29 protein-coding genes and 1 pseudogene are annotated in these 26,881 nt (G+C 60.3%); 8 read left to right on the top strand and 22 right to left on the bottom strand.

What is annotated here, in order from left to right; translation table 11 throughout:
* Nucleotides 1-36: 36 nt before the first annotated feature.
* On the top strand, nt 37-198 hold the full coding sequence (locus tag LOY70_RS16900) for a DUF2986 domain-containing protein (RefSeq protein ID WP_080712569.1): 162 nt from the start codon (nt 37-39) through the stop codon (nt 196-198).
* A 126-nt stretch (nt 199-324) separates the two neighbouring features.
* A complete protein-coding gene (locus LOY70_RS16905; RefSeq protein ID WP_265028547.1) occupies nt 325-1,371 on the top strand; it encodes an alpha/beta hydrolase family protein in 1,047 nt (348 codons plus the stop codon).
* Between the two features lie 51 nt (nt 1,372-1,422).
* On the opposite strand, the pseudogene LOY70_RS16910 reads toward LOY70_RS16905, so the two are convergent.
* Nucleotides 1,423-1,615: pseudogene (locus LOY70_RS16910) on the bottom strand (NmrA/HSCARG family protein); the annotation flags it as partial.
* A 16-nt stretch (nt 1,616-1,631) separates the two neighbouring features.
* A complete protein-coding gene (bdcA, locus tag LOY70_RS16915; RefSeq protein ID WP_123346908.1) occupies nt 1,632-2,345 on the bottom strand; it encodes an SDR family oxidoreductase in 714 nt (237 codons plus the stop codon).
* A 74-nt stretch (nt 2,346-2,419) separates the two neighbouring features.
* Here bdcA and LOY70_RS16920 point away from each other — a divergent pair, with 74 nt between their 5' ends.
* Complete coding sequence (locus LOY70_RS16920; protein WP_265028548.1) at nt 2,420-3,010, top strand: TetR/AcrR family transcriptional regulator; 591 nt, start codon at nt 2,420-2,422, stop codon at nt 3,008-3,010.
* 226 nt (nt 3,011-3,236) lie between these two features.
* Here the strand turns inward: LOY70_RS16920 and LOY70_RS16925 are convergent, their stop codons facing one another.
* Nucleotides 3,237-3,755 carry a hypothetical protein gene (locus tag LOY70_RS16925; protein ID WP_265028549.1) on the bottom strand — a complete coding sequence of 173 codons (519 nt, stop codon included), beginning with the start codon at nt 3,753-3,755 and terminating at the stop codon, nt 3,237-3,239.
* A gap of 335 nt (nt 3,756-4,090) precedes the next feature.
* Here LOY70_RS16925 and LOY70_RS16930 point away from each other — a divergent pair, with 335 nt between their 5' ends.
* The 3 genes from LOY70_RS16930 to LOY70_RS16940 all read left to right on the top strand — a co-directional run bounded on the left by LOY70_RS16930 (nt 4,091) and on the right by LOY70_RS16940 (nt 6,195).
* Nucleotides 4,091-4,555: a hypothetical protein gene (locus LOY70_RS16930; protein ID WP_265028550.1), complete on the top strand. Its 465-nt coding sequence runs from the start codon at nt 4,091-4,093 to the stop codon at nt 4,553-4,555.
* 61 nt (nt 4,556-4,616) lie between these two features.
* Nucleotides 4,617-5,480, top strand: coding sequence for a DUF692 domain-containing protein (locus LOY70_RS16935; protein ID WP_265028551.1), 864 nt, complete (start codon nt 4,617-4,619; stop codon nt 5,478-5,480).
* Nucleotides 5,461-6,195, top strand: coding sequence for a DUF2063 domain-containing protein (locus LOY70_RS16940; RefSeq protein WP_265028552.1), 735 nt, complete (start codon nt 5,461-5,463; stop codon nt 6,193-6,195). Before LOY70_RS16935 ends, LOY70_RS16940 begins: the two co-directional genes overlap by 20 nt.
* 193 nt (nt 6,196-6,388) lie before the next feature.
* Here LOY70_RS16940 and LOY70_RS16945 read toward each other — a convergent pair whose 3' ends face one another.
* Together LOY70_RS16945 and LOY70_RS16950 are read right to left on the bottom strand one after the other, a co-directional pair.
* Nucleotides 6,389-6,940 carry a VOC family protein gene (locus tag LOY70_RS16945; protein WP_265028553.1) on the bottom strand — a complete coding sequence of 184 codons (552 nt, stop codon included), beginning with the start codon at nt 6,938-6,940 and terminating at the stop codon, nt 6,389-6,391.
* A gap of 46 nt (nt 6,941-6,986) precedes the next feature.
* Entirely contained in the window at nt 6,987-8,417 is a 1,431-nt protein-coding gene (locus LOY70_RS16950) for a purine-cytosine permease family protein (RefSeq protein WP_265028554.1), read from the bottom strand.
* A gap of 322 nt (nt 8,418-8,739) precedes the next feature.
* Between LOY70_RS16950 and LOY70_RS16955 the strand changes: the two genes are divergently transcribed.
* Nucleotides 8,740-9,408 (top strand): FMN-dependent NADH-azoreductase, encoded by a 669-nt coding sequence (locus tag LOY70_RS16955; protein ID WP_265028555.1) that lies wholly within the window; start codon nt 8,740-8,742, stop codon nt 9,406-9,408.
* A 7-nt stretch (nt 9,409-9,415) separates the two neighbouring features.
* Here LOY70_RS16955 and LOY70_RS16960 read toward each other — a convergent pair whose 3' ends face one another.
* Together LOY70_RS16960 and LOY70_RS16965 are read right to left on the bottom strand one after the other, a co-directional pair.
* On the bottom strand, nt 9,416-10,468 hold the full coding sequence (locus LOY70_RS16960; RefSeq protein ID WP_265028556.1) for a LysR family transcriptional regulator: 1,053 nt from the start codon (nt 10,466-10,468) through the stop codon (nt 9,416-9,418).
* The gene (locus LOY70_RS16965; protein ID WP_265028557.1) at nt 10,446-11,060 is read right to left on the bottom strand and encodes an urea carboxylase-associated family protein; all 615 of its coding nucleotides are present in this window, start codon (nt 11,058-11,060) and stop codon (nt 10,446-10,448) included. The genes LOY70_RS16960 and LOY70_RS16965 overlap by 23 nt, the downstream gene beginning before the upstream one ends.
* A gap of 130 nt (nt 11,061-11,190) precedes the next feature.
* Between LOY70_RS16965 and LOY70_RS16970 the strand changes: the two genes are divergently transcribed.
* Nucleotides 11,191-12,060 (top strand): LysR family transcriptional regulator, encoded by an 870-nt coding sequence (locus LOY70_RS16970; protein WP_265028558.1) that lies wholly within the window; start codon nt 11,191-11,193, stop codon nt 12,058-12,060.
* Between the two features lie 41 nt (nt 12,061-12,101).
* Here the strand turns inward: LOY70_RS16970 and LOY70_RS16975 are convergent, their stop codons facing one another.
* The 15 genes from LOY70_RS16975 to LOY70_RS17045 all read right to left on the bottom strand — a co-directional run bounded on the left by LOY70_RS16975 (nt 12,102) and on the right by LOY70_RS17045 (nt 26,796).
* Nucleotides 12,102-13,712 (bottom strand): gamma-glutamyltransferase family protein, encoded by a 1,611-nt coding sequence (locus LOY70_RS16975; protein ID WP_265028559.1) that lies wholly within the window; start codon nt 13,710-13,712, stop codon nt 12,102-12,104.
* A gap of 76 nt (nt 13,713-13,788) precedes the next feature.
* Nucleotides 13,789-14,568: an amino acid ABC transporter ATP-binding protein gene (locus LOY70_RS16980; protein ID WP_025214131.1), complete on the bottom strand. Its 780-nt coding sequence runs from the start codon at nt 14,566-14,568 to the stop codon at nt 13,789-13,791.
* A gap of 2 nt (nt 14,569-14,570) precedes the next feature.
* On the bottom strand, nt 14,571-15,347 hold the full coding sequence (locus tag LOY70_RS16985) for an amino acid ABC transporter permease (protein WP_024616527.1): 777 nt from the start codon (nt 15,345-15,347) through the stop codon (nt 14,571-14,573).
* A 12-nt stretch (nt 15,348-15,359) separates the two neighbouring features.
* Nucleotides 15,360-16,166, bottom strand: coding sequence for an ABC transporter substrate-binding protein (locus tag LOY70_RS16990; RefSeq protein ID WP_265028560.1), 807 nt, complete (start codon nt 16,164-16,166; stop codon nt 15,360-15,362).
* 77 nt (nt 16,167-16,243) lie between these two features.
* Nucleotides 16,244-16,912, bottom strand: a complete 669-nt coding sequence (locus LOY70_RS16995) for a GntR family transcriptional regulator (RefSeq protein ID WP_123417032.1) — start codon at nt 16,910-16,912, stop codon at nt 16,244-16,246.
* Nucleotides 16,913-17,212: 300 nt separating this feature from the next.
* The gene (locus tag LOY70_RS17000; RefSeq protein WP_265028561.1) at nt 17,213-18,661 is read right to left on the bottom strand and encodes an APC family permease; all 1,449 of its coding nucleotides are present in this window, start codon (nt 18,659-18,661) and stop codon (nt 17,213-17,215) included.
* A 206-nt stretch (nt 18,662-18,867) separates the two neighbouring features.
* Entirely contained in the window at nt 18,868-19,365 is a 498-nt protein-coding gene (locus LOY70_RS17005) for a flavin reductase (RefSeq protein WP_123417035.1), read from the bottom strand.
* Nucleotides 19,366-19,376: 11 nt separating this feature from the next.
* The gene (locus tag LOY70_RS17010; protein WP_265028562.1) at nt 19,377-20,336 is read right to left on the bottom strand and encodes a PDR/VanB family oxidoreductase; all 960 of its coding nucleotides are present in this window, start codon (nt 20,334-20,336) and stop codon (nt 19,377-19,379) included.
* Nucleotides 20,337-20,388: 52 nt separating this feature from the next.
* Nucleotides 20,389-21,129 (bottom strand): SDR family NAD(P)-dependent oxidoreductase, encoded by a 741-nt coding sequence (locus LOY70_RS17015; protein ID WP_265028563.1) that lies wholly within the window; start codon nt 21,127-21,129, stop codon nt 20,389-20,391.
* Nucleotides 21,130-21,139: 10 nt separating this feature from the next.
* Nucleotides 21,140-21,616 (bottom strand): aromatic-ring-hydroxylating dioxygenase subunit beta, encoded by a 477-nt coding sequence (locus LOY70_RS17020; RefSeq protein WP_092396441.1) that lies wholly within the window; start codon nt 21,614-21,616, stop codon nt 21,140-21,142.
* Between the two features lie 15 nt (nt 21,617-21,631).
* Complete coding sequence (locus LOY70_RS17025) at nt 21,632-22,906, bottom strand: aromatic ring-hydroxylating oxygenase subunit alpha (protein ID WP_265028564.1); 1,275 nt, start codon at nt 22,904-22,906, stop codon at nt 21,632-21,634.
* Between the two features lie 116 nt (nt 22,907-23,022).
* Nucleotides 23,023-23,385, bottom strand: coding sequence for an IacB protein (locus LOY70_RS17030; protein ID WP_265028565.1), 363 nt, complete (start codon nt 23,383-23,385; stop codon nt 23,023-23,025).
* Nucleotides 23,386-23,402: 17 nt separating this feature from the next.
* Nucleotides 23,403-24,575: an indole-3-acetate monooxygenase gene (gene iacA, locus LOY70_RS17035; protein WP_265028566.1), complete on the bottom strand. Its 1,173-nt coding sequence runs from the start codon at nt 24,573-24,575 to the stop codon at nt 23,403-23,405.
* A 557-nt stretch (nt 24,576-25,132) separates the two neighbouring features.
* On the bottom strand, nt 25,133-25,663 hold the full coding sequence (locus LOY70_RS17040; RefSeq protein WP_265028567.1) for a nuclear transport factor 2 family protein: 531 nt from the start codon (nt 25,661-25,663) through the stop codon (nt 25,133-25,135).
* The gene (locus tag LOY70_RS17045) at nt 25,663-26,796 is read right to left on the bottom strand and encodes an amidase (RefSeq protein ID WP_265028568.1); all 1,134 of its coding nucleotides are present in this window, start codon (nt 26,794-26,796) and stop codon (nt 25,663-25,665) included. Before LOY70_RS17045 ends, LOY70_RS17040 begins: the two co-directional genes overlap by 1 nt.
* Nucleotides 26,797-26,881: the final 85 nt, after the last annotated feature.

The following is a 26,881-nucleotide window of genomic DNA, read 5'->3' on the forward strand; positions in this document are numbered from 1 at the left end:
TGATATCATCCGCAAAACGACAGCCGGGTAGACAGCATGAATCGCCGCAAAAAAATCAACCAGCTATTAAAGGCCAACGCCAAAAAGGCCAGCGCCAAATTGGCGCCCAAAAACAAATCCAAGTACATCAGCAAAGCTGACCGATTGAAGCTGGCGGCGGAATCCAGTGACGACTCGATGGTTTCTGCCGAGAGCTGATTGGCGTAACCTTTGGCACCACTCATTCGCCGATACGCCGCCCAAGAATTTCGCCCCCCACACTAGACTGGGATTCACCTAACGGCGGGTGTGCGCAACGTTGTTCAGTCAAGGAAGATCACAACTTTGAAAGCAGCTTTTGGCCTCCTGCTTCTGTTCTCTCTATCCGCCAGTGCATTGGCTGACGTCAATCCGGTCGGTTTCCAGTCCTTCACGCTGCCAGACATGCAACATGACCGCGCCCTTGAGATGGTTGTCTGGTACCCCAGTGCAACGACCGCCAAGACGCAATTGATCGCCGATGATGTTGTGTTTGTGGGCGCTTCTGCCGTTCGTAACGCGCCACCCTCTGCCGGTCAACATCCGTTAGTAGTGCTCTCCCACGGCTTCAGGGGCAACTGGAGCAACCAGACTTGGCTTGCCAGTGCGCTGGCCCGCATGGGTTACATTGTTGCGGCGGTCAACCACCCCGGCACCACGACCCATGACCGTAGCCCTCAAGCAGCGGCGCAGTTATGGCAACGCCCTGTCGACTTGAGTCGCGTCATAGACGCGATCGTGACGCAACCCAAACGATTCGGCATGGTCGCGGAACGCCGAATTGCCGTAGTTGGCCATTCTCTCGGCGGCTGGACGGCCCTGGAAGCCGTCGGCGCTCGTTTCGCCCCCGACCGCTTTGCCCTTGACTGCAAAAGCCACCCACAATTGTCCAGCTGCACCGTTTACCAGCAAATGAACCCGGAAAGTGCTCCGGAATCGAAGGCCAAGTTGACGGCCGATTGGCGCGATAAACGAATCACCGCCGTGGTTACATTGGATCTGGGCCTTTCACGCGGGCTGACCGATGAAAGCCTTGCGGCGCTACCGGTGCCGGCGCTGGTGATCGCTGCCGGCGTACCGTCGCAGGAACTACCCGCTCAGTTGGAGTCCGCCAATCTGGCTAAGCGCCTGCCTCAAACGTCAAGCCATTACGTCGAAATCAACGACGCAAGCCACTTCAGCTTCTTGGCGGTGTGCAAACCAGGCGCGCAGGCATTGCTCGAAGAAGAAGTACCTGGCGATGGCATCATTTGCCGGGATGGCGACGGCGGTCGTTCACGTGGATTGATCCAACAGCAAATCACATCGCTGATTACCGAGTTTCTGGCGCAGTCGTTCAATCACTCAAAATAGCTCTTTGTAAGCCGGCAACCCTCCTGTTTGCCGGCCCCTTGCCCTGGCTGTTCAAACCCCAGCAATGGCTTCGTGGACAAAATCTTCATAGGTGCGCAGCGGGTGCCCAATGATGGCCTCCAGCCGCCCCACCGTTCCTTCGGCGGCCTGCATGCCGAACACCTGGATACCCGCCATCATCAAGCGCATGTCGTAGGCCAACAGGTGGGCCGTATGCGCCCAGTTGGCGTTCGAAGGCCGCTACACGCCGGGTGAATCGGTCAGGCGCCGAACGCACCGTCGATCGTGTGCATCGCTCCCGTGACAAAGCTCGCTTCCGGCCCGGCCAGCCAAGCCACCATTGCCGCCACCTCTTCAGGGCGACCGTGACGCTTGATTGCCATGAAGCTGTGCATCAGGTCCTTCATCGGGCCGTCCGCTGGATTCGCGTCGGTGTCGATCGGTCCCGGCTGCACGATATTGATCGTGATACCGCGCGGCCCGAAATCCCGTGCCAGCCCCCGCGCCATGCCTTGCAGTGCGGATTTGCTCAATGCATAGGACGCCATGCCGGGCACCGGCATGCGGTCACCGTTCACCGATCCAATCACGATGATTCGCCCGCCTTCCGGCATCTGCCGCGCCGCTTCCACCGATGCGTGGTACGGCGCGTGCACGTTGATGCGCAGCAGGCGATCGATCGCATCGGGGTCCTGTTCCAGCGCGTCGCCAAAGATGGCGATGCCGGAATTGACCACCAACACATCCAATGGACCGCTCTCCCGGACCCTGGCGATGACCGCGTCGCGGTCAGCGCTGTCCGTCGAGTACGCGCTGCTGCCCGTTTCGGAGGCAAGCAGCTGTGCCGCCTCCGGCGAGCCCGAATAGGTGAACGCCACGTTCGCCCCCTCTGAGGCAAAGCGCCTTACGATCGCCGCACCAATGCCCCGACTGCCACCCAACACCAACACTGACTTGCCTTTGAAATCTGACATGATTTACGCCTCCTGATTAATGTAGCGCATGTTACAATACGCTCCATTCCATCTGTCAAAGCTTTTTTGTAATCATGACTACAAATACTTTACCCACGCGTGGCCGCCCTCGCCGGTTCGATCCGGATGAGGCCGTAGCCACCGCACAACACCTGTTCCACGCCAAGGGCTATGACGGCGTAAGCGTTGCCGACCTGACCAAGGCACTCGGCATCAATCCGCCCAGCTTCTACGCAGCCTTTGGCAGCAAGGCGCAGCTGTACGCCCGAGTCCTTGATCGGTATGCCCTGACCGGGGCCGTTCCTCTAACGCAGATCCTGGCGGCCGACCAGCCGTTGGCTGTCTCGCTTGCGCAGGTGTTGGAGCAGGCTGCGCGCAGCTACGCCGCCGATCCGACGGCCACCGGCTGTATGGTGCTGGAGGGCACACGATGCAACGACTCGCAGGCGCGGGATGCCGCCTGCTGCTTTCACGTTGCTGCACAAGACTTGATTCGAAACAGCATCGCCGAGCGCTATCCGCAGGAGGCGGCTCGACTGGCGGATTTTGTCAGCACCACCATGGCCGGACTCTCCGCGAGCGCGCGCCACGGCCAAGGCCTGGACCGCCTCCTGGCCACCGCAGGGCTTGCCGGGATGGCGATCGCGCAGGTTCTTGCTGCCTGATTACCTGAAGTTGTTGTCAGGACAACGTGTCACGCTTGGCAAAGATGCTACCAAAAGGGGAAAGCCCGCTAGCGCTCGGCGAGGTCGCCGCCGACGGCGGCCTGGCGCAAATCTGACGCGCTAAACCCGCCCGGTTACTCCCCGAGTAACCGGAGCGCCGCTTGAGGGGACCCAATCTTGCGTTCAGTGAAAGGCTCGCTCTCCCCACGATCGACTGACCGGGGACCTACTTGATCTCTACCAGCCGGAGTGAATTGGAACCCTCCAAAGACAGGTGAATGACGGCGGCTTTGCTAGGGAAATTCGGCGCATCGTCATCGGTATTTTCCATCACCGGGATGTCGATCAGAATCCGCTCTCCCGCCGGGTCACTGACCAGCTTGGCGTCCAGTTTGTCGATCGCACGCCAACTGTCGCCGCCAATACGGAACACGTCCAACAGGCTGTAATGTGACGTGCCATCTTCGCTCTCCTCGGGGGTGAAGGCGGCGAGGTATTGGCTGTAGTTGTTGCCCATGCCAAACCCCTCGACCGTAAAGACCGCCAGCGTTACCTGACTGTCCTCACCAGTATCCAGCGTCTGCGTCAGCGTCGCCTCAGGATAGCCGGTGGCATAGCTGTCCTTGACGAGCGCCACCAGGTGCTCGATTTGCTGCTTCAGGACTTTTGGTATGGGCGCCGGCTCGGCGGCATGACTCAGGGTACTGGTGAGAAACAGGCTGGCTGCAAGCAGACGCAAATTCATCAAGTGAAGTCCAAGGGTGTGGAGAGATCGACGCGGATACTAGCGGATTCTCTGCACCACCGTCTCCTGACAAAGTAGCCTGAACTATCCGCTCCGCCCCTCCGAGCGAAGCCCGCGCGCTGTATCTGCGACACACTCCAATACAAATTCCCCCTCGGACCGAAACATCCGGGATACATCGCAAACGCCAAATAGCCCCGTCCGTACACACCTGTCCCCTTGCCGGCTCCTGACGACTTACTCGCAGGGCCGGGTTCCGGGCATCAAGACAGCCGTCACGGTACAAGCCCCGCGCAACGTTGCCGGGGACACGTAGCTATCTCTGGAGAAATGACATGCACGCTAAAAACACCTTGAATACCGCTCGACTTGCTCTGGCCACGCTGGCGATTTCCGGCGGCTTCAGCCTGGCCCAATCGGCCTTCGCGGTGGAGGCCTTGCCCCAGGGCTACCAATTGGCTTCGGCTGAAAAAACCTCCGAGGGCAAATGCGGCGAAGGCAAGTGTGGCGCGGCCAACACGACCACCAAAGTCAGCCAGTCGGAAGGTAAATGCGGTGAAGGCAAATGTGGCGACGCCTCCTTTGCCCGTACCGATAACGACCATGACGATCGCGTATCACTGAAGGAATTCCTGGCCGTCGCACCGACCCAGCAAGCTGAATTCGAAAAAATGGACAGCAATCACGACGGGTATTTGTCCGAGGCGGAAACCTACAAGTACCGCACCGGCCAATACACCGCCAACGGTAAAAAGGTGCCCACTGAATTGTTCACCCGCATGAGCCAGGCCAAGGAATAACTCATCCATGCCCGCCCTCCTCGGCCACGCCAGGAGGGCTTTGTCATGTACGGAGACAGCCATGACTATTTTCGTCCCTCCCACAAACGCGGGGCTCGGCCTGCGCCGTGCCCTGCTTGCGGACCTCATGACAATGGACGCCGGCGCCGTGGATTTTCTGGAATGCGCCCCGGATAACTGGATCGGTGTCGGCGGCGCCTATGCCCAACAGCTGGACCGGTTGGCCGAGCGATTCCCGCTCACCTGCCATGGGCTGTCGTTGTCCCTCGGTGGCGCCCAGCCGCTTGACCTTGAGCTGTTGCGTGAGACACGCAATTTTCTGGATCGTTATGCGGTGACGATCTACAGCGAGCACCTGAGCTATTGCTCTGATCAGGGCCATCTTTATGACCTGCTGCCGATCCCCTTCACCGAGGAGGCCGTACACCATGTCGCGGCGCGCATACGTCAAGCCCAGGACGTATTGGGCCAACGCATCGCGGTGGAAAACATCTCCTATTACGCAGCGCCCTTCCAGGCGATGAGCGAGATCGAGTTCATACGGGCCGTGCTCGATGAAGCCGATTGCGACCTGCTGCTGGATGTCAACAATCTCTATGTCAACGCCATCAATCACGGGTACGACGCCAGCCAGTTCCTGGCGGCAGTCCCGGAGCAACGGGTCACTTACCTGCACGTCGCAGGGCATTACGATGAGGCCGACGACTTGAAAATCGACACCCATGGCGCATCGGTCAAGCAGGACGTCTGGGCGCTATTGCATCAGGCCTACCAACGATTGGGGACCGTGCCGACGCTGCTGGAGCGAGACTTCAATTTCCCACCCTTGCCGCAGCTCCTTGCGGAGGTCGATCAGATCAAGCACCTCCAGCGGCTCGCTCAGCCAACAGGATTGGAGGCGCAGCATGTCCAAACGATTGCTTGAACAACTGAGCTGCATGGCCGATTACGTGCGCGATCCGCGGCGTCCGGGCCCGCCGGGGGTACAAGCCCGGCGCCTGGCCCTCTATCGGCAACTGTTCCTCGGTAATATCGACTCACTGTTGGCGGGCAGCTTTCCGGTCATCCGCCGCACCCTGGCAACGGCCGACTGGCAGAAGTTGGTCAATGATTTCTATGCCGGGCATCGGTGCCGGACACCGCTGTTTACTCAGATCGCCGGTGAGTTTGCCGGCTTCCTGGAACAATACGCCGATAGCCATGGTTTCCCTGCGTGGCTGGTCGAACTGGCGCACCATGAATGGAGTGAAAGCGCCCTCCTATTGAGCGACGCGAAAGACCCCGCCCATGATCCCCGCGGCAACCTGATCCAAGGCACTCCCGTGGTTTCGGCGCAGGCCTGGACCCGCGCCTACCTTTGGCCGGTGTGCGACATCGGGCCCGGTCACCAGCCTGTTGAGCCGCCACCGACGCCTACCTTGCTCCTGCTTCGGCGTCATGAAGGCCAAGTGACCTTCTCACGCCTTGCACCGCTGGCGTACACCTTGCTGGTATCGCTGACGGAACATCCGCGCAGCGGCCACGAACACTTGATCGCCCTGGCCGAAACGGCAGGTCTCCCCGCGCAGGAGCTTTTTCCTGCCGCAGTGGCCGCGCTCAATGATTTCAGGGCGCAAGGCATCGTACTGGGCACCGGGTAGAAGTCCCACCCCTTATCGGTCAGGTGGTATTCGTAGGGTAGCGGCCGTTCGCTATGGGGCTGTCGCTCAACCAACTGATGTTATCCATCCAGACATGGATCATGGCTGTACTCCTAGTGTCTTTCCGAGCAGCGAAGCCCGGACATGTGACCTGCGGTCAACGCCCGGACAATGCCTGTGATGCCGCGTGAGTTTATGCCCGGGGCGGATACCACGACTCCGGCTCTGGGTAATCCCAATCGGCAGGAAAGGCATAGGTTTCAAAGACCGTGGTGGTATCGGTCTCGGTGCCGAAGAACGCGAAATGATTCACGCCCATCCAGGAGCCGGATTGCACGCACTTGAAGCCGCGGCGCTGCAGTTCAGCAACACGATCTTCAAACGGGATGTTGTTGCAGTCATACGCAACGTGCTGGATACCTTCGCCATGCTTGTCCAGGAAATCGGCGAAAATCGTCGGGCCGGAGACGGGCTCCATCAGCTCCCAAATCATGTTTCCGGATTGGGCGAAGCAGACTTTCAGCACAAACTCGGCCGGCTCACCGTGGTAGGTCTGGTCCTGGGTGTTTTCCGGGCTGAAGGTGTACACCCGCCACGGGCCGATCCCCAGCTTGAGCAAGCCATCCATGGTGCGCTTGTGGTCACGGGTCACAATCGCAATCTCCACGACATTACCCAGGAACGCATCGATCTCGGCGCCGGCATTCAACGCGGCCAGCACATTGGTTTGTTCAAGATGAGACATTTGCAATAACCTCTTTAATGATTGAATCGTTTCACAGCACTAACGTTTACTTAGCCATCACCGACGAGTGGACAACTTCTATTCGTCGGGACCGGTGCAATACGTAATAAATACCGCCGCCCACGCCAAACCCTGCCAGCCAGGACAAATCAATACCGCCCATTGCCATGGCAAGAGGGCCTTGAAGCGATTTAATGGTGCCCACTTGAAATAACCATGCCGCGAGCACGCCGGCTGCAAGTGCAAATACGCCTTTCCAATTCACGTCTGTGCAGGCACTTTCCAAGTGATGGCAATAAAGCGACTTCAGATCGACCTGGCCTCGGCGAATCAGGAAAAAATCCACCAGCGTGATGCCCGCCCAAGGACTGATCCACACCACAAAAAACACCATCAGGTTTTCGAAGGCATGCACGAACTCGCCCGATTGCAGGAACAGATAAAGGATGAACAGCGCCACCACGCCTGAGATCGTCGATACCGCCCAGCGTGGCACGCGTAGATCCAGGGACAACGTTGCCAATGCGGCCGAGTAAATGACCACGATGTTGGTGGCCACCGGGCCATGCAACAGTACAAGGAGTACCGGCAACGCCATCGTGCCGAAGACGGCTATGATCAACTGCGCCGGATCCGAGCCGGCCCCCGCAGAGGCAATCGCCGCGCCAAGAAAAGCCAGCCACACGGTCGGCAGGAACATGCCGAGAAACGTCGACCGGAACACCTGGCCATCGGACAGTCTGGTCTGGGTGAAACGGGTGTAGTCCGAGGCGTATACCAGCCAGGAAATACCCCAGCCGATCCCGATTGCCGTCATGAGGCTACTCATGGCAGACAGCTTGCCAATGCCTGCGACCGTGGAGGTCTGCCACTGGATATCCACATGGGTGAAGGCCAATCCGGTCATCACCACCATGATCAGGAGAATCACCGGCATGGTGTAGCGTTCAAAGCACTTGATGGCATTGAAGCCCCAGGCGGCGATACCGACCTGAAGAACCATGACGGCCACGGCAATAGCGTACTTGAGCTCCATGCCACCATTGATGCCGACTCTTTCCAGGGCGGCCACCGCCAAATCAAGCACTACCCAGGTGTTGGTGGCGACCCATCCCATCGGCATCAGTACCTGCATGAGGGTGGGCAGGTAGGCACCGCGTCGACCGAACGCCAGCCGGGAAAGCACCATTTGCGGCACCCCCGTGCGGTGACCCATGATGCAGATGCCGCCGAACAAGGCCGCGCCCAACAGATTGCCGACCACGATCACCAGCAGGGTTTCAAGCAGGCTCAACCCCAGCTGGATACCGATGGCCCCCAACACCCAATTGATCGGAGCCACATTCGCCCCCGCCCAGATCCAGAACTGGTCCAACGGCGTAGAAGTACGTTGGCAATCGGGCACGGGCTCGAGGCCCAGCGCATCATAATTGCCCTCATTCATTAAGCTACTTTCAGATTCGCGACGCGTTGACATTATTGTTTTCCTCGCTGACCGGCGACCACGTGAATCGCCCCAAGCCATTAAAGCGAGGTCTGCATGTTTAGGTAATTGATAATAACTAAACCGGCCTTTAGAAAAATCACCCCATTAAGTTCTTCTCAACAGCACAAACAAACCGAACATAAAACATCCGAAAACCAAAGAGGTTTCCAGACCGACCGACAAAGAAAAATCGCTTATTGAGTTTTACTTAACGGCATTCAAATAAACATCAATAGCCGAACACCTGGGGGGCGTGGCCAACTTGTTCCAGTCGCTGAAGCAATTCCACTTCAAAATGAACAGGAAACCTGAAATGACCACCCTTCTTCACATCGATGCCAGCGCCCGATCCGACCGCTCACTGAGCCGTAAATTGTCCCGGGCATTTGTCGAAGCCTGGCTTGAACGCGACGGCAAGACCCAGATCATTACCCGTGACGTTGGACACAATCCGCCGCCCTTCGTGACAGAAGCCTGGATTGCCGCGGTCTTTACGCCCGAAGAGCACCTGACGCCGGAAAAGCGCGAGGAGATTCGCCTCTCGGATGAACTGATCGATGAGCTCGATCGTGCCGACGTCATCGTGATCGGCACCCCGATGTACAACTACGGGATGCCGGCCGCCCTCAAGTCCTGGTTTGACAAAGTGATTCGCATCGGAAAAACCTTCACCTTTGACTTGGCGCGCGGCGACTACCCCTTGGAACCCATCATGAGCGGCAAGAAGCTGGTTATCCTGTCTTCCCGGGGTGAGTTTGGATTCGGTCCCGGTGGCGTTCGTGAAACCATGAACCACCTGGACACTCACATACAAACCTGTGCGCACTACCTGGGCGTGGACGAAACCCATGTCATCGCCATCGACTATCAAGAGTTTGGCGACGCTCGCCATGAAGCCTCCATCGCCAATGCCTTCGATGCCGTTCCGGTTCTGGTCCGGCAAATGATTGAAGAACGCCAAAGCCAGCTGTCTCCGGCTTGACTGTCTCTCAGGACGTGAGCGCCAGTTGATGTCCTGCCAGATCATTCAAGGCATTGCCCCTGAATGACCTGGCCTCGTCCAGGAGCCATTCCCTGAACAATGCCAGGCTGCGCCGTGGACTGCCGCCGTGGCCTTCGATCAGGTGGTAGGTAAAACCTGGCAAGGTGGGGCCCTCTACCCGACGAATGCGCCCGGAACGAAGCTCATCGTCAATCAACACATCGCTGCACAGCAAGGGCCCCAAGCCCCGCTCCAGCGCATGCAGCGCGAGGGTTTCCTCGCTGTACCAGGAGATGCGCAGATCCCCGGTCGTGCCGTGCTTCATCCCGGCCAGCCAGACTGACCATGAGGGCGCCTCGAGCGCCTGGTTCTTCCATTTGAACGCCAGTAGCGGGCGATTATGAAAGTCGCTGATCGTTGCGTCGCGGTCGACCGGGCAAATGCGCTGATCGGCGACCGCGATGAATCGGTCCTCGAACAGCACGGGGCCCTGCACATCGGCATCGACCGGCCCATATCGAATCGCCAGATCGACAGCGTCTGAACGCAGATCCACCACTTTCTCCGAGGCGTGGATGGACACCACGATGTTCGGATAAATCTCGTTGAACTTCGCCAGGCGCGGCATGAGCCATCGCTCCGCGAATGCCCGTGTGGTGGAAACCTGGACGGCATCACCCTCCTTTGCCCCGCCTAACAGAGCGAACGCCTGGGCAATCTGGTCAAAACCGTCTCGCAACAGCGGATAGATCGCTTTGCCGGCGGGTGTGAGGGTCATCGTCCGGCCCCTTTCCAGGAGCTTTTGCCCCAGCCCGTCTTCCAATTGCCGAACTTGATGACTGACCGCGGCGACCGTTACAGAGAGCTCGTTCGCAGCGGCGGAAAAACTCTGGTGACGTGCTACAGCCTCAAACGCTCGCACGGAATTCAGAGGCGGTATTTTGCGCATGGTTTTCTCCGGACACCCGACTGTGGTGCTTGTGACGACTTCAGCGTCCTGCTGGTAGACAACATCCGCCAGCAGATGTGGCGATCCGTCAGAGGATGCAGTAGTGAACATCCTGGGGCTGCATGCCATTGACTGCCGTGATGTCCTGGGGGCAAGCGGACAGCACCACGATAGCGTCCATTTCCGCTTTGAGGCAGACATATTGCCCAGGCTGACTGACAGGCTCGGCGAACGCAATCCGCCCGTCCTGATGAACGGGAACGTTCATGAAGAGGTTCAAGGGGCTCGGCGTCTCGGGCGCAACCAGGCCGATGGCGTCCAGGGCCTGAAAGAGGTTTTCATTGCAACTGTCATGATGGCCGACAACGCCCAGTTGAACGTAACGAGTCGGATCACAAGCGGCGACCAGTGTGTCGTGGACACCCGGTGTGGTGTCCTCGATGAGCGTCAGGATCTGGCGGCGTTTGTTGGTCAGGAAACTGTCACCTTGGCCGGGGTTGAGCTTCAACCAGTAGGGACGACTGTGCTCCATGGACATGGCTTCCCGGAGGTCGTCCGGGTTGAAGGCCCAGGTGTCTACGACCTGTTTGCCATGGGTGTTGATCACTTTGATGACTTGCCCTTGATTCAACCGAATCGCGACACCCCGCCGAGCAGGCAAAAGGATCCGTTCACCGGGGCAAGTCGAAGCCATTGTATTCATGTCGCTGTTCTCCTCTGCGAGCTGATGGACGGCGGACCGTGTACCTGCAATCCCAAGGAAAACACAGAAGAAACCCTCAAACCAATAATATAAAGTGGCCCCGGTATAAGTTAAATCTATAGGGTGGCCCATGCGAATCCGGCAGCTTGAATGCTTCAGAACCTTGATGATCCACGGCACGATGACCCGCGCGGCAGAGCTTTTGAATATTTCCCAGCCGGCCATCAGCAGCACCATCGCCAACCTGGAACATGAGACCGGCCTCAAGTTGTTCGTGCGCAAGGGCGGACGCTTGCAACCCACTCCTGAGGCCCGCTTGTTCTTCGTCGAGGCTGAGCGGGCGCTGGAGGCCGTGGAGAAAACCCAGCGCATCGCCAAGGAAATCCGCACAGGAAAACGCGGCCATCTGGCGATCGCCGCCTACGCCAGCATTTCGATCAGTCTGCTGCCCCGCTTGATGGCCGAATTCGCCAAAGAGCGCCCGGGCCTGGAGCTCAAGATCATCACCCGAAACTCCCAGTCCGTTCGCGAGTTGATCACTACGCAGCAATTCGACATGGCCATTGCCGAACTGCCGCTCGACTACCCGACATCGTGCATGGAGGTGATTTCCTATGAATGCCAGTGCATGGTGCCGATCGGTCACCCCCTCGCAAAACTGGACGTGATTACCCCGGCGGACCTGGATGGCGTGCCATTCGTTTCGCTGTTCAAGGGCGACCCGATCTACCAGCAACTGGCGATGGCCTTTTCGGCGTACGGGTCATCCTGGAACGTGGTGGCCGAGACAGAATTCTTCGCCACGGCATGCGAATTGGTCGGTGCAGGAATGGGCGTCGGGATCGTCGATCCGGTGGTCAGCCGGCCCTTCACCCACAACCTGATCCTCAAACCCTTCAAGCCTGCAATCAAGTACGACATCGCGCTGCTGCTCCCCTCGCAGGAGGAGCCGTCACACCTGGCGCGTGAGTTTGCGCACTACCTCAAGCAGTACCTTTGAAGGGCCTGATGATCGTGAGAGCCGCGGCCATCAGCGCAAACTTATAGGACCGCGATATGGGAATCAGCCCTCGGTTCGGTCCCACCACACAACACACCGCTGACCGGGTCGCGCAGTATGATTTGACCGCGCCCGTAGTCGGTCAGGTCGCTGGCGATCTGCACCTGATGACCACGCCGGGCCAAGGCATTGGCCAGGTCGCGGGAGGCACCTTGCTCAATCCCGACCTTCATCCCGCCCAGCCATTGCCAACGCGGCGCGTCCAGGGCCGCCTGCGGATTGAGGCCGAAATCCACCAGGTTCATGACCATCTGCACGTGTCCTTGGGGTTGCATGTAGCCGCCCATTACGCCGAAAGGCCCGAGAGCCTGGCCGTTCTGGGTGAGGAAGCCAGGGATGATGGTGTGGAAGGTCTTCTTGCCCGGGGCCAGGCAGTTGGCGTGCTTCGCGTCGAGACTGAACTCCTGTCCGCGATTCTGCAGGGCGATACCGCTGTCGGGCAGCACCACGCCGGAACCGAATCCGTGGTAGTTGCTCTGGATGAAGGAAACCATGTTGCCCTCTTCGTCAGCGGTAGCCAGGTACACCGTGCCGCTGGCGTGAGGATCACCGGGCTTGGGAGGCTGGGCCTGTTCACCGATTTGCCCGCGGCGTCGGGCGCTGTACTCGTCACTCAACAAATCAGCCACCGCCACGCGCATGTGCAACGGGTCGGTGATGTAGTGCAGGCCATCGCTGTAGGCCAGCTTCATGGCTTCCAGTTGGCGATGCCAGGTCTGCTGGCTGTCACGGTGATCGAAGCTGAAGCCTTCGAGTATCTTCAGCGCCATCAAGGCCACCAGGCCCTGGCCGCTCGGCGGGATCTCCCAGACATCGACCCCTCGGTAGTTGACGTGGATCGGCTCGACCCACTGGGCTCGATAATCCTGGAGATCGGTGGCCCGCAGGTAGCCGCCCGTGGCGCGGGAATGGGCATCCAGGCGCTCGGCCAACGCGCCGCGGTACAGGCTTTCGCAGCGGGTGGCGGCCAGTTCTTCGAGGGTGCGGGCTTGGGCGGGGTTGCGGAAAATCTCGCCGGCCCGGGGTGCGCGGCCCTCGATCAGGAAGGTATCGAACCAGGCCTCCAGGACCTGGTCGCGATCGGGTGTGAGCTCGTCCACGGCGACCTGCCATTGATGGGCAACCACCGGTGACACGGCAAAACCGTCCCGTGCCAGGCTGATTGCCGGCTGCAGCAACTGGGCAAAGGGCAGCTTGCCAAAGCGGTGCGACAACTCGGCCCAGGCCGATGGGCAACCCGGGACAGTCACCGGGGTCCAGCCATGGATCGGCATCTGTTCATGGCCGGCCGCCTTCACTGCGTCGACACTCAAGGCTGCGGGGGCATGGCCGTTACCGTTGAGGCCATGCAGTTGGCCCCTGCACCAGACCAAGGCGAAGGCGTCACCGCCAATGCCACAACCGGTGGGCTCGACCACCGTCAGCGCCGCCGCCGTGGCGATGGCGGCATCGATGGCATTGCCGCCCTTTTGCATCATCTCGATGCCCGCCTGGGCCGCCAGGGGCTGGGACGCGGCGACCATGCCCCGACGGGCAAAAACGCTCTGGCGTTGCGAGGGATAAGGGTACTCATGGGCAGAAAATTTCAGCATGGCAAAGGCTCTTCAACACAAGGGTCATTGACCGGATTTGATTCGGTTGCGTTCCAGGGGCATCGGACTGGACGGGTCATAGCACCCGACTGAGGAACGCCCGGGTACGAGGGTGGACGGGATGACTGAAGATCTGCTCCGGCGGCCCTTGCTCGATGAGCTCGCCCTGATCCAGGACCACCACACGATCGGCCACCTCGCGGGCAAACCCCATTTCATGGGTCACCACCACCATGGTCATGCCCTCTTCCGCCAACGCCTTCATCACTTGCAACACCTCGCCAACGGTTTCCGGGTCGAGGGCACTGGTGGGTTCGTCGAACAACATGGCCTGGGGTTTCATGGCCAGGGCACGGGCGATCGCCACCCGCTGTTGTTGCCCGCCGGAGAGCATGGAGGGGTAGTGGTTGGCCTTGTCCGCGAGGCCAACCCGCTCGAGCAAAACACGGGCCTGCTCCAGCGCTTCGGCGCGCGGCATCCCGAGCACCTGGATCGGCGCCTCGATGATGTTCTCCAACGCCGTCATGTGGGGGAACAGGTTGAAGCGCTGGAACACCATGCCGATGTCCCGGCGCTGGCGGGCGATGTTGCGTTCCGAATCGCGCACCAAACTTCCGTCGGCCCGTTCGCGATAGCCCATGGCCCGGCCATTGACGCGGATGCGCCCGCCCTGGATGTCTTCCAGCAGATTGATGCAGCGGATAAAGGTGGTCTTGCCGGAACCGGAGGCCCCGATCAGGACCACCACTTCACCGCGCCGCACTTGCAGGGAAATGCCCTTGAGGATCTGCAGCTCGCCAAAGGACTTGTGAACCTCCAGCGCCTCGATGATCAGTTCTTCACTTTTGTGCGCCATGATTAACGTGCCCTCAGCAGGTTCAGGGTGCTGCGACCGAACATCCGCGTCGACGCCGGCGGTGGTGACGAGGGCCGGTCCGACTGGCCGAAACGGGCCTCCAGCCAGCGCTGGAAGAATCCCCAAAGGGTGGTCAGCAGCAGGAAGTAGATCGCCACCACCAGGTACAGTTCGAACACCCGGAACGTCGCCGACGTGACCATCTGGGTGCTGAGCAGCAGTTCCTGTACGCCGATCACGCTGACCAACGTGGTGTTCTTGAGCATCACGTTGAACTCGTTGCCCAGTGGCGGAACGATGACCCGGAACGCCTGGGGCAAGACGATGCGCCGCATCAGCTTGGCGAAGGTCATGCCCAGGGAGCGCCCGGCCTCGTATTGGCCCTTGTCCACCGCCCCGATCCCGGCCCGGATGATCTCGGCCATGTAGGCACCTTCGTTGAGGCCCAGGGCAATGATCGCCGCCTGGATATTGCCGGGAATCACCAGGCCGAACAGGTCGATGTCTTCGAAGCGAAAGATCCCGCCGGCGGCCAGTGCGGTGTAGAGAAAGACAATCTGCACCAGCAACGGCGTGCCACGCATCAGCCACACATAAAAGCGCACCGGCAAATGCAGCAACGGATTGCTCGACAACCGCAGCAACGCCGCGGCCAGCCCGAGCGCACAGCCCAACAGCATGGCCAACACACTGATCAGGCAAGTCAGCCACAGCCCGGTGAGGTAGACCCCGCTGGGCTGCAACAGGTACTGCCAAAACACATCCCAATTGAAATTCATCGACGCCTTACCTCAATCGAGAGTGTCACTGGCGACATGCCATTTGCTGAGGAGTTGGCTATAGCTGCCATCGCTGCGCATGTCGCTGATCACCTGCTGCACCGCCGCCGTCAGTTGCGGATCGTCCTTGCGGATCCCGAGGCCGGTGAGAATCCGGCTGAACGCGGGAACCCCTTCCTCGAACAAGTCCGGGGCCATGGCGGCGTAATAACCGGAGGTTTCCACGGTGGTGCCGTAGGCGTCGACCTGGCTGATGCGCAGGGCCTGGAAAGCATCGGTGTCGGTGTTGTAGACCACCAGCTTCATCCCAGGCTTGCCGGCCTTGGCCAGGGTTTCGTTCTCGGCGTCGAGCAGGGTCTTGATGGTGGAGCCATTGAGCACCGCGACCTTGTGTCCGGAGAGGTCCGCAAGCGTCTTGAGGCCCTTCGGATTACCCTTGGGCACGACCACCGCCTGGCTGGAGTACATGTAGTTGACGATATCGATCACCTCGCGGCGCTCGGGCTTGTCGAACAGCTGGTCGACGATCATGTCGCACTGCTTGGCCAACAAGGCCGGGAGCAGTCCGGAAAAGGGAATGACGCGCCATTCGACCTTCTTGCCTCCCAGGCGCTTGGCAATCTCCAGCCCCAGGTCAACGGTCAAGCCCCTGGGCTTCTGCGCTTCATCGAAGGACACCAGGGGCGGCGAATCCATGCCCGAGCAATAGACGAGTTTGTCGACCTTGAGCAAGCGCTCCGGAACAACGGGCGCGGCAACCGCCCACTGAGCACAGAATCCCAAGGATAAAGCGGCAACCAACAGGTGAGGCTTATGCATGACCAGACACTCCAGTTCAGTTAGTAACGGGCAGTACTCAAAGTCAAAACACGGGGCAGGTTCATGACCTGCTCTCGTTATTTTTTCGCTTGCAGAAACTTGATCAGCTCAGGGACGGTGCCTTCGATGTGCGCGCGGACCACCGCCTCGGCCTTATCGGCATCGCCAGCGCGAATGGCGTCGAGAATCACCGCGTGCTCCTCGCGCGCGCTCAAGGGTTTTTCCACGTGCTGCAGCCATAGGCGCATGGGCGCCTCGATCAGGGCGTAGAGGGCACTGATCTGCTTCAGCAAGCGAGGCCGGCCGCTGAGGCTGCACAGGTATTCATGAAAGGCGCGGTGCCGGCTGACCCACTCGGCGCTTTCCTCGCGGTAGTCGTCCATCTCGTCCAGCAAACGCTCCAGGGCGGCCAACTGGCGCGGGCCGATACGCTCCACCGCGACGCGCACTGCCAGGCCTTCGAGGGCGCTGCGCATCTCGAAGACTTCGTGCAACTCATCGATATCCAGGCCGCTGACGATGGCGCCGCGATTGGGCCGAAGCGTCACCAGGCCTTGGGCATCCAATCGGCGGAAGGCCTCGCGTACCGGCATCCGGCTCATACCGATCTCGCTGGCGATGTCCTCGGCGATCAGCCGGTCCCCCTTGCGTAACCGACCGCCACAAATGGCGTCCAGCAAGAAGCTGTATGCCTCCTCCTCGGCGGTCATCGGCGGACGTTCAGCAAAAGTCGGAACGAATTGCATGGTGGCACCTTTTGAATTTTTGTATCCAATTATCCATAAATTCAAAAGAGCAGAATACGTGCCAACGGCATCCGACAAGGCGCAAGTGATTGATTCAGGAGAAATCCTCGACGAACCCAGTTTCGGCACATCGGTGGAAACAGACGAAAAACGCACAAAAGTGCTACCAAACGGCGCACGCCCTGCCCATTCATGTGCAAAGCGGTAGCCAGGTAACACCGTAAGGATTGGGGAGACGAAAAATGCCCCGGATCATTCGATACGGAGCATTTTCTGCGCGTGATGCAGGTTACCGGCGTTTCACACCGCCTGGTGCCCCAATGACCGGAACCGCAATGGCGCCGTGGTGCGCAAGCGCGCCGCCAGTATCACGCCAATGAGGGCCGTCAGCGGGATGATCGAGCACAACACGATCGACAGCTCCTTGCTGGCACCGGTGAGTACATCGAAATGCATCAGCGCCATCAGCCAGATGCCGGCCAGCGCCAAGCCGGAAAAGGCTGGCAAGAACAGGCACCGCAACTTGCTGGTAGCCAGATGCGGATTGGCCCGGAAGTAGAAGATGACCGCGAGTGAGGTCATGGCCATCAACAGGATCAGGCACAGCGTCGCCAGGTTGGAAAACCAGGCGAACAGTTGCATCACCGGGTCAGCGCCAAGCAGGGCAAAAACCGACACGATCAGCACGGCGATCAGGCTTTGCAGGCCGGAGCCCACGTGCGGGCTTTGATGGAGCAAGTGGGTGGTGCCCAGTTTCCGGGGGATCAGGCCGTCGCGGCCGATGGCGAAAAAATACCGCGCGGCGGCATTGTGAAAGGCCAGCAAACCAGCGAACAGACTCACCATGAACAACAGCCTGATCAGGTTGGTCAGGCCGCTACCCACGTATTGGTCCGAAAGCGCATACAGGAACGTGGTCGGATCCGACATGGCCTGGAGACGCGCAACGATCTCATCGCTGCCCGCACCAACGACCATGGCCCACACCGACAGGGTGTAGAAACCACCAATCAACAACACCGATGCATAGGTGGCAATGGGAATGGTGCGCTTGGCGTCCTTGGCCTCTTCGCCATACAGGGTGGTGGCTTCGAAACCGATGAATGCCGCAAAGCAGAACAACAGCCCGATGGACGGATTGCCCTGGGTCACCTGCGTCGGCGTAAAGGCACTGAAATCGACACCGTGGGCGCCGCCGTGGCCGATGATGACCACATCGAGAATCAACACCACGGCGTACTCGGCGATCACCACCACCGACAGCACCCGTGCGGACAGATCGATGTTGCGGTAGCCGAGAAAAGCGATCAGCCCCAAGGCCGCGAACGAGCAGCTCCACCACGGCACCTGGACACCCAGCGCCGCTTCCAGGTTACCGGCGACCACGGCGCCGAACAGCCCATACATGCCTGCCTGCAGAATGTTGTAGGCCACGATCGCCAACACCCCGGCCGCGCCTCCCGCCAGGCCGCCGAGGCCCTGGGAAATGAAGGCGTAGAAGCCCCCGGCATGAACGACATGACGAGCCATGGTGGTGTAGCCTGCGGCGAAACACAGCAACACCAGCAAAGTGGCCAGCAATAGCGCCGGCATGCCGGCACCGTTGCCCAGCATGATACCGATGGGAAACCCACCCGCCAGGACACTGAGCGGGCTGGCTGCAGAGACAACGAAGAAGATAATCATGGCGGCACCCAGGGTGCCTCGGCGCAGTTCCGTGGCGGAACTGCCGCAGGTTGATACGCTCATTTTATTTACCTTGTTTTATGAGGGCAGTCGTTGCGGGAAAAGCCACCGTGACAGGCAAGGCAGGTGGCGAATTATTATTAGGTTCGTCCATTGAACCGGATGTTAGGACGCCGTGCGCCGCGGCGGCTATCCCATATTGGCCTAGTTTGCGGGACCTGCCGCCGGCACGAGGCGCCCCGTTCGGCGGGCCCGGCATTGCGCACGGGTCAACAGGCCTTGGAGGCCTCGCACAGGCGGTGATAGGCCCGGTTGAAATACACCAGGCCCTCGTCCGCGCCGCTCTGGCGGATGGTCTGGACTTCGCAATAAAAGATGCTGTGGGACCCGACCTCGTGCACCTGGGCGATACGGCAATCAAAGTTGGCCAATGCCTCGAGCATGACAGGCGCACCGCTTTGCAGCGTGGTCCAGTCGGTGACAGCGAAGCGTTCATCCATCGTCAGCGCCCGATTCGCGAAGGCGCCGGACAGTTCGTGATGATTGCCGCATAAAATGTTGATGCAGATTGCGCCGTTGCGCTTGAAATGCTCGTTGGAATGCGACGAGCGGTTCATGCACACCAGCAGCGTTGGCGGCGAGTCGGTCACACTGCACACCGCAGAAGCGGTAAAGCCAAAACGACCCGCCTCGCCATCGGTGGTAATGACCGACACAGCGCCACCGAGCATGGCCATTGCATTGCGGAAAGTGCTTACGTCTACCATGGTCGTTCCCCTCAGATATCCAGCACGAGTTTCTTGGATTTGGCGCGTGAACAGCACACCAGGATTTGATCGTTGCCGGCTTTTTCATCGTCTGTGAGGTACACGTCACGATGATCCGGCTCGCCTTCGAGCACATCGCACAGGCAAGTCCCGCAGACGCCTTGCTCGCAGGAAATCTCGATCTTGATGCCCACTTGCGCCAGCGCGGCGAGAATGCTCTGTCCTTCGGCAACCTGTACGGTCTTGCCACTGCGCGCGGCCACCACCTCGAAGCCGGCGCCGGAACCGTCCACCTCCACCTGGAAATACTCCTTGTGGATGTGCGTCTCGGCGTACCCTTGCTTAAGTGCGCCCTGGATCACCCAGTCCATGAATCCGCCAGGCCCGCAGGTGTACATGTGCACGCCGGCCTCTCCCTTGCCCAACACCTTGGCCAGGTCGAGTGCCTGCCCGGGACCTTCGTTGTCGAAGTGGGTGAACACGTTCGCGGCGAATGGCGCACTGGCCAGTTCATCGAGAAACGCACTGCGGCAACGCTCACGCCCACAGTAATGAAGTTCGAAAGACTTGCCGGCCTGGTGCAGGGCATACGCCATGGCGATCATCGGTGTGACGCCGATGCCCCCGCCCAGCAGGATCGAGTGACGCGCCTGCGTGGCCAGCGGAAACAGGTTGCGTGGCGCGCTGATCTTCAATTCACAGCCTTCGAGCAGCGTGTCGTGCACACTGATCGACCCGCCACGGGAAGCCGGATCCTTGAGTACACCCAGCCGATAGACGCTTGGATCGGCGGGATTGCCGCACAGCGAATACTGGCGCACCAGCCCCTGGCCCAGGTGAATATCGATGTGCGCCCCGGCGTCGAACACCGGCAGGTCGGCGCCGTCGCGACGACTCAGGTCCAGGACGACGACGCCGTCCCCTTGCAGCTCGCGCTTGCGCACGACTACGTCCAACAGTTCTTCATTCATGACCGTCATTCCAACGAGTTCGAGAAGACCGCCCGCGGCGGCCCGGTATCAGTCAACGCATGAACAGGCCGCCATTCACGTCCCAGGTCGCCCCCGTAGTGAAATAGGCTTCGGGGCGGGCCAACTGCACAATCAAGTCGCCCAGGAAATCCGCATCGCCCAAGCGTTGCACCGGGATATTGGCGAGCAGGCCTGGCAAGCGCTCCGCCGGTACCGCCGAGCGGACCGCCGCCGAATCGATGGGCCCCGGCGCGATGGCATTCACGGTGACGCCCTGCGCTGCGAATTCCTTGGCGAAAATCTTCGTCAGGGTGACGATGGCGCCCTTGCTGGCGGCATAGTGCGCACCGGTGGCGGTCCCGCCGTTCTGTCCCGCCAGGGAGGCCATGTTGATGATGCGGCCGTAACCGGCCTCGGCCAGGTGCGCACCCAGGACCTGGCAACCCAGGAACACGCTGCGCAGGTTCAGGCACACGACGGCGTCGAATTCCTCCGGGCTGATCTGCATCAGCGGCGTGGTCTTGGTGACGGCTGCGTTATTGACCACGACGTGCAGGCCGCCAAAATGCTCCAGTACCTGGACCAGTACGCGCTCGAAATCAGCCTTGTGGCCGACGTCCAATTGCAGCGCCAGGGTGGACTTGCCACCGGGGTCCAACTGCAGGGCGCAAGTCTTGGCCGCCTGCAGCTCGATGTCGGTGATCACCACGGCGTAGCCCGCCCGCAGCAGGCTGGCGCAAAAATGTTGCCCCAACCCCTGCCCCGCGCCCGTCACCAATGCGATATGGCTCATGTCAGCCCCCTTAGAGGATGTAGCCGATACCGGCAAGGGCATCGTCACTGTTGATCAGGCTGACCAGCTTGCGCTGGATCTTGAAGCTGCCATCGGCACGCACCAGTTCGTAGGTCAGGTCGGCGCTGTAGAACTTCAGGCTCTCCTTGCGGAATTCGCGCACGTTCTGCGCGCAACGTACGGTGACGGTCATGCCGTCATCGCGCAGCACCCGGAAGCGCGACTGGGTGCGCACGGTACGCGGCTGCGGGCTGGTGGAGATCGACTCCCCGCCAATCAGGCGTTGCACGCGCAACTCGCGCATGTGGTGATCGTCGTAGGCGTAGTTGAGCGTGTTCTCGAAGTCGGTTTCCTTGGGGTTGATCGGGATGATGTAGGTGCCTTTTTCGGTCCACATCTTCAACCAGGTGTCGTATTCGCCGTGATCCAGCATGTCGCCTTCCTGCCAGATGAAAGCGGTGACTTCTTGCAGCAATTGCAGGTTCATAAGGTTCTCCAAGGATCAGGCCGACATCATCTTTTTCCATTGCTGATAACCGGCGCGCATGCCGGTTTCGGCGCTCACGTCAGAGACCCGCCCATCCTGGCTGGACTGCTCGCCGGGCAGGCCACGGTTGAGCATGATCCACAGGTCCTCACCGGCATTGGCGCCCTTCTGGACACGTTCCCAGGCTTCGGAGTCATCCGGCGTGCCGAAACCCATCGGTCCCTGGAAATGCTCATGCAGGCGCAAGCGGTAGCGGTTGGCCACGGCCGGTCCGCCGTCCATGGTGATCACCGAATGATGAATCTCGGTCTCGTTGACGGAGATCGGCTGCAACACCCGGAAAAACGCCATCGAGCAGGCGACGTTGGGAAACAGGTTCAGGTTGAAGCCGGTACCGCCCACCGCACGCACGATCCGGCGCACCTGCTGTTCTTCGATGCCTTCGGCGCGCAATTCGGCGGCCAGGGCTTCGAACCGCTCGGGGATCGGCCTGTCCAGGTCAGCCTCCAGGTCGATGAGATCGGGGATCATCACCATCACGCTGTGACCGTTGCCCAGGTCCTCGACATAACCAGGCCCTTTGACGAAATCGAACAGTTCCATGGTCTGTTCGTCCACCGACGACAGGAAGCTCTTGTGAACCAGTGGGAAGTGATACGCGTCGGTGGTGTTTTCCAGTTGGATTTTCCAGTTGCCCGGGAAGCGGAAGCGATGTTCGCCTGGCACCTTGATGCCATAACCGGCGCCTTGCTTCATGAACAAGTCCATCCATTTCTTCGCCGCGCCGAGGTAGTCCTCCAGCGGTTCGATGTCGTCTTTGAAGGTGGCGAAGATCATGCCCGCATAGCGCTCGGTGCGCAGGCTGACCAAAGGCAACTCGGCCTTGTCGATGCAATCGGCGTAGCTCTCTGGATGCGGGATGCCACGAAGCGAGCCGTCCAGGGCGTAGCCCCAGCCGTGATAGGGACACACAAAGCTGTTGGTCTTGCCCTTCTTGTGCTCGCACACCGTGGCACCGCGGTGACGGCAGCGATTGAGCAGCACATGCACGTCTTTCTTGCGGTCGCGGACCACGATGACCGGCTGCTTGCCAATGTAGGTGGTCTTGTAGCTGCCGCTGTCAGGGATCTCACTTTCGTGGGCCACCCAGATCCAGGTGCTATAGAAGATTTTCTCGAGCTCGGCATCGAACAGCTGTGCATCGGTGTACATCGAGGTGTGCACACGATCAGGCTGCACCAGATCGGCAGGATCGATGGCAAGGTTTACGGCTGGAATCAACTGGGTCACGGTATCTCCTCGTCGGCGCAGATGCCGGCAGATCAATAGCGGGTCGCGTGGGCGCGGCCCGGGCAGTCAAGGGCGTCTCGCGCCGCTCGCGGTCATTCGAAATACGCTCGCGAGCGTCAGGCGCGCTGGATGATCAGTTCGCGCCCGACCCGGGCTTCGACCTTGGCGTAACGCCACAACTTGTAGAGGCCCTCGCCCACCGGCGTGCTGCGGAACAGGTTGCACGCCGCGTGCACCGTCTCGATATCCGCGACGTCGGCCAGCAGGTAGGTGGTCCAGGGGAAGCCATCGGAAGGCCCGACCATGCTCTGGTCGTCGTCCATGTTGCCCAGCACCTTCACTCCGGCGAGGTCGTGAATGCCGTTCCACATGGCGCTGAACGCTGCCCACACTTGCAGTTGCTCGTCGCGGGGGGCGTCGAAAAAGTTCTGGTTGATACCCATGCAAAACAGCACGCGCAGCATTTTCTTATCACTCATTTCTTTGTTCTCGACGGTTAGAGATAGCCAGGCAAAGGCTGTTTGCCGAAGAACATCGCCCCGGCATTCTGATAGGTGATATCGCCCATGAAAGCGTGCTGGGTCACGACTTGAGCATCGTTGACACAGCGAGCCAGCGGGCTGTCGTTGTACACACCGCTCATGCCCGAAAGCATTTGCGCAGTGCGCGCCACATCAGCGGCGACACGGGTGGCATGGGTCGAAGACAGCCGCAGCAGATTGGTGATGGTCACGGGAACCGCATCGCCGGCCAGAACGAACGCCCAGGCCTGGTCGATGGATTCGTAGAAGAAGGCCCGGGCCGCCCGCAGGTCGGCTTCGGCCTTGGCGATGTCCACTTGGGCCAATGGCCGGTCGGCAATCGCGGGAGCACCAGTCACCGATACCCGACCGCTGGCCATGTCGGCCAGCGCATCCAGGGCGGCGCGCGCCACGCCCAGGCCGACCACCGATAACACTTGGGTGGCGAATGACAGTGACGGGTAGCGAAAGAACGGCTCGTCCAGGTTCGGCAGGCCACCGCGCACGAAGGTCCACTGCTCGGCAACCATTACGTCCTCGGCCACCAGGTCATGGCTGCCCGTGCCCAGCAAGCCGACCGTGTCCCAGGTCTGCTCGATACGGATCGCACTGCGCGGCATCACAGCGATACGCGGCAGGCCGAATGTGTCGCCATTTTTTGGCGCGATGCCCACGCCGACGATGTCGGCGCCCATCGAACCACTGGAATATTTCCAGCGACCGTTGACCCGAAAGCCACCCACCACCGCCTCGGCCGGTTGCGGCGGGAAGATGCCACCGGCGAAGACCAGGTCCGGGCCATTGGCGTACACCTTGGCGATGCTTTCGATCGGCAGCGCAGCCAGGTAGACCGGGCTCATGCCGAAACTGGCCACCCAACCGGCGGAACCATCGGCCTGGGCAATGCGTTCGATCATCTGGCAAAAATCAGCGGGCGAACATTCCAAGCCACCGAAGCGCTTGGGCACCAGTGAGCGGTAGATACCATGGTGTTTGAACGAGTCGATCACGTCCTGGGAAATATACCGTTGACGGTCAAACTCACCGGCGCGGGCACGCTTGCGGACATCGTCGAGCAGCGCATCAAAAGCGGGACCACTGGCAAGCGCGCTCGGAGCATCGACCGCTGAGGCATTTAGCGAATGCATACGTCTACTCCGTCATCAGGAATGGTATTGGGCCCGGCCTGGAATCAGGACCCGGGCCTGGGTGAAGAGGCAGGCAAATCGAATGGGCGTTGCCGGCGAAATCGAAGGGTCTTCGTCTTGAAGGATCGCAGCGCAAGCAAAGCGAACAGGTTGGATCGGCATGGTGGTTACCTTTGTTTTTGTGGGGTGCCGTTGGAATAAATCTGGGCTCAATTACGTGAATTGTCAATTGATTAGTCATGTAATATCGTTCGATTATCGGACATCACAAAAGCACTAAACGCTATGAAATTAGTATTTATCTACATGTTTAATAAGTAATTTTCTAGAATACGACCAATCTTCTTCACTGGTATCAGCACCCAAGCACACTAAAATTTTTTGCTATTTTTTTAGCCAAATACTGACCAACACCGGCGTAGATAAAACAGCCGCGGCGCGGGGTTTTCCATTGGGCAGGCGCCATCGACAGCGCACCCCGGACCGAACCGTGAAGGCCGGTCGAGGCGCTCTACGAGATGTCTGGCGAGGAAAGGATTGGCTAACGGATCAGCGCACTACTGCGCAGTGGGCGGGGGTACTGGCAGGTCGGCGTCGCTGTTCCAGGCCTGCACCGGGCGACTGAACAGGTTCTCTGTCTGGAAATGCGCCATCCGCCACTGCCCGTCTTCCTGGGCGAATCGCACGGTCAGGCGCGCCGCATTGAGATGGGACGCACCGCTGTTGAACGTAGACGTCTGCAGCATGACCCAATGCCCCATGGCCGTGTCGTCCTGCACCTCGATCAACTCGCTGGTGAGAAAATGGACATTCAGGGCGAAGTGCGCCGGCGACTTCATGTACCCGGCGAACATCGCGGCAATCGATTCTCGCCCGCGGTAGCCACCAAAGCTCTTGGCGTACTTGGCGCCTTTGCCCTCCCACAGGGCTTCGCGGGTGAACAGAGCGGCTAATTCATCCAGCGGCGTCTGCGCATCCAAGGCATCGCACAACACCATGTAGCGATTCATGCAGGCGCGTACGCTGGATTCGATCTCGAAGCGACGCAGGCGTCGCTCCAAGGCTTCAATCGTTTTGGTTTCGCTCATCACCGCCCCACCGTGTCGTGCCTGGCATAAAGTCGTTCAAGCAGGCGGCCGGCGATGGCCAGCAACAGCTCATCGGCGCCTTTTGCCCCCACCAGTTGCAGGCCCACCGGCAAACCCTCGGCGCTGCCCAGCGGAATGCTCAACGCCGGGTGTCCGGAAAGATTGAAGGGCCGTACGAACGCCGTCATGCCCAACACTGCGCGGGTGTCGGTAGCATCGATCAGCGCCAGTGGAAATTCGGGCATGGTCGGCAGTACCAGCACGTCGACCTCACTCAATGCCTGGTCGACTTCAGCCGTGAACTGCGCCCGGACCTGCTCGGCCTGCGCCAGGGCTTGCGCCGTGGTGGTACCGGCTGCGGTCAACCGCGCGGCGATATCGGGCCCAACCCGACCCGTCTCCAACAAATGGCCACAGGCGTCGTAGGTTTCCCGATTGATCACCACCATCCCGGCCTCATAGGCAGCTTCAAGGCCGGTCAGTGTCATGGCTTGAGTGGGTAACCGGCTGTCAGCGACAGCGGCGTCGATAACTCGTTGTACCGGTGCACTGGCAGGTACCTTCACCACGCCCAGGCGTGGCGCGTCAGGCGCCGCCACCGGAACGAACGTCGGGTCGATGGCTTGCATGGCGCTGACCAACATCGGCAGGCTCGCGGCAAACGGGCCCACACAATCGAGGCTGGTGTGGGCTGGCATGACGCCGCGGCGGCTGACACGGCCGAACGTCGGCTTGAAGCCGAACACCCCGCAGCAGCAGGCAGGAATACGCACTGAGCCCCCCGTGTCGGTACCCAGGGAAAAGTCCGCCAGGCCGGCGGCCACGGCAGCCGCCGAACCACTGGAAGACCCGCCTGGGATCCGGCCGGGATAACGTGGGTTGGGCGCCGTGCCTGTCCAGCGATTGATCCCGGTGGTGCCGAACGCCAGTTCATGCAGGCTGGTCTTGGCCACCAGACGACAGCCCTTGTCCAGCAGTGCCTGCACCACATCGGCGTGGGCGGTGGCGGGTGCCGCGTCAGCCAACGCCTGGCTCGATGCGCGGGTCGCCAGGCCCGCCACGTCGATGGTGTCCTTCACCATCACGGTGGGCCCATTGCCCCCCAGGGAAAACTGCTCGATCACTATGGTCATGTCACGTCCACCTCTGGGCCGAATGCATTCATGGGCGCCTGATGCGCCTTTCTTTTTTCACACTCACCGAAATTTACGTGAATTG

The sequence above is a fragment of the Pseudomonas sp. B21-054 genome, assembly GCF_026016345.1.
GTDB lineage: Bacteria > Pseudomonadota > Gammaproteobacteria > Pseudomonadales > Pseudomonadaceae > Aquipseudomonas.

Excerpts from the sequence above, each read along its gene's own strand:
- LOY70_RS16955 (WP_265028555.1), top strand. The coding sequence starts at position 8,740 with ATGACCACCCTTCTTCACATCGATGCCAGCGCCCGATCCGACCGCTCA.
- LOY70_RS17040 (WP_265028567.1), bottom strand. The coding sequence starts at position 25,663 with ATGAGCGAAACCAAAACGATTGAAGCCTTGGAGCGACGCCTGCGTCGC.
- LOY70_RS16980 (WP_025214131.1), bottom strand. The coding sequence starts at position 14,568 with ATGGCGCACAAAAGTGAAGAACTGATCATCGAGGCGCTGGAGGTTCAC.
- LOY70_RS16970 (WP_265028558.1), top strand. The coding sequence starts at position 11,191 with ATGCGAATCCGGCAGCTTGAATGCTTCAGAACCTTGATGATCCACGGC.
- LOY70_RS16965 (WP_265028557.1), bottom strand. The coding sequence starts at position 11,060 with ATGAATACAATGGCTTCGACTTGCCCCGGTGAACGGATCCTTTTGCCT.
- LOY70_RS16995 (WP_123417032.1), bottom strand. The coding sequence starts at position 16,912 with ATGCAATTCGTTCCGACTTTTGCTGAACGTCCGCCGATGACCGCCGAG.
- LOY70_RS16940 (WP_265028552.1), top strand. The coding sequence starts at position 5,461 with ATGTCCAAACGATTGCTTGAACAACTGAGCTGCATGGCCGATTACGTG.
- LOY70_RS16930 (WP_265028550.1), top strand. The coding sequence starts at position 4,091 with ATGCACGCTAAAAACACCTTGAATACCGCTCGACTTGCTCTGGCCACG.
- LOY70_RS16950 (WP_265028554.1), bottom strand. The coding sequence starts at position 8,417 with ATGTCAACGCGTCGCGAATCTGAAAGTAGCTTAATGAATGAGGGCAAT.
- LOY70_RS16990 (WP_265028560.1), bottom strand. The coding sequence starts at position 16,166 with ATGCATAAGCCTCACCTGTTGGTTGCCGCTTTATCCTTGGGATTCTGT.
- LOY70_RS16925 (WP_265028549.1), bottom strand. The coding sequence starts at position 3,755 with ATGAATTTGCGTCTGCTTGCAGCCAGCCTGTTTCTCACCAGTACCCTG.
- LOY70_RS16920 (WP_265028548.1), top strand. The coding sequence starts at position 2,420 with ATGACTACAAATACTTTACCCACGCGTGGCCGCCCTCGCCGGTTCGAT.
- LOY70_RS17010 (WP_265028562.1), bottom strand. The coding sequence starts at position 20,336 with ATGAATGAAGAACTGTTGGACGTAGTCGTGCGCAAGCGCGAGCTGCAA.
- LOY70_RS17015 (WP_265028563.1), bottom strand. The coding sequence starts at position 21,129 with ATGAGCCATATCGCATTGGTGACGGGCGCGGGGCAGGGGTTGGGGCAA.
- LOY70_RS16960 (WP_265028556.1), bottom strand. The coding sequence starts at position 10,468 with ATGTTCACTACTGCATCCTCTGACGGATCGCCACATCTGCTGGCGGAT.
- LOY70_RS16935 (WP_265028551.1), top strand. The coding sequence starts at position 4,617 with ATGACTATTTTCGTCCCTCCCACAAACGCGGGGCTCGGCCTGCGCCGT.
- LOY70_RS17030 (WP_265028565.1), bottom strand. The coding sequence starts at position 23,385 with ATGAGTGATAAGAAAATGCTGCGCGTGCTGTTTTGCATGGGTATCAAC.
- bdcA (WP_123346908.1), bottom strand. The coding sequence starts at position 2,345 with ATGTCAGATTTCAAAGGCAAGTCAGTGTTGGTGTTGGGTGGCAGTCGG.
- LOY70_RS16985 (WP_024616527.1), bottom strand. The coding sequence starts at position 15,347 with ATGAATTTCAATTGGGATGTGTTTTGGCAGTACCTGTTGCAGCCCAGC.
- LOY70_RS17005 (WP_123417035.1), bottom strand. The coding sequence starts at position 19,365 with ATGGTAGACGTAAGCACTTTCCGCAATGCAATGGCCATGCTCGGTGGC.
- LOY70_RS16945 (WP_265028553.1), bottom strand. The coding sequence starts at position 6,940 with ATGTCTCATCTTGAACAAACCAATGTGCTGGCCGCGTTGAATGCCGGC.
- LOY70_RS16975 (WP_265028559.1), bottom strand. The coding sequence starts at position 13,712 with ATGCTGAAATTTTCTGCCCATGAGTACCCTTATCCCTCGCAACGCCAG.
- LOY70_RS17020 (WP_092396441.1), bottom strand. The coding sequence starts at position 21,616 with ATGAACCTGCAATTGCTGCAAGAAGTCACCGCTTTCATCTGGCAGGAA.
- LOY70_RS17000 (WP_265028561.1), bottom strand. The coding sequence starts at position 18,661 with ATGAGCGTATCAACCTGCGGCAGTTCCGCCACGGAACTGCGCCGAGGC.
- iacA (WP_265028566.1), bottom strand. The coding sequence starts at position 24,575 with ATGCATTCGCTAAATGCCTCAGCGGTCGATGCTCCGAGCGCGCTTGCC.
- LOY70_RS16900 (WP_080712569.1), top strand. The coding sequence starts at position 37 with ATGAATCGCCGCAAAAAAATCAACCAGCTATTAAAGGCCAACGCCAAA.
- LOY70_RS17045 (WP_265028568.1), bottom strand. The coding sequence starts at position 26,796 with ATGACCATAGTGATCGAGCAGTTTTCCCTGGGGGGCAATGGGCCCACC.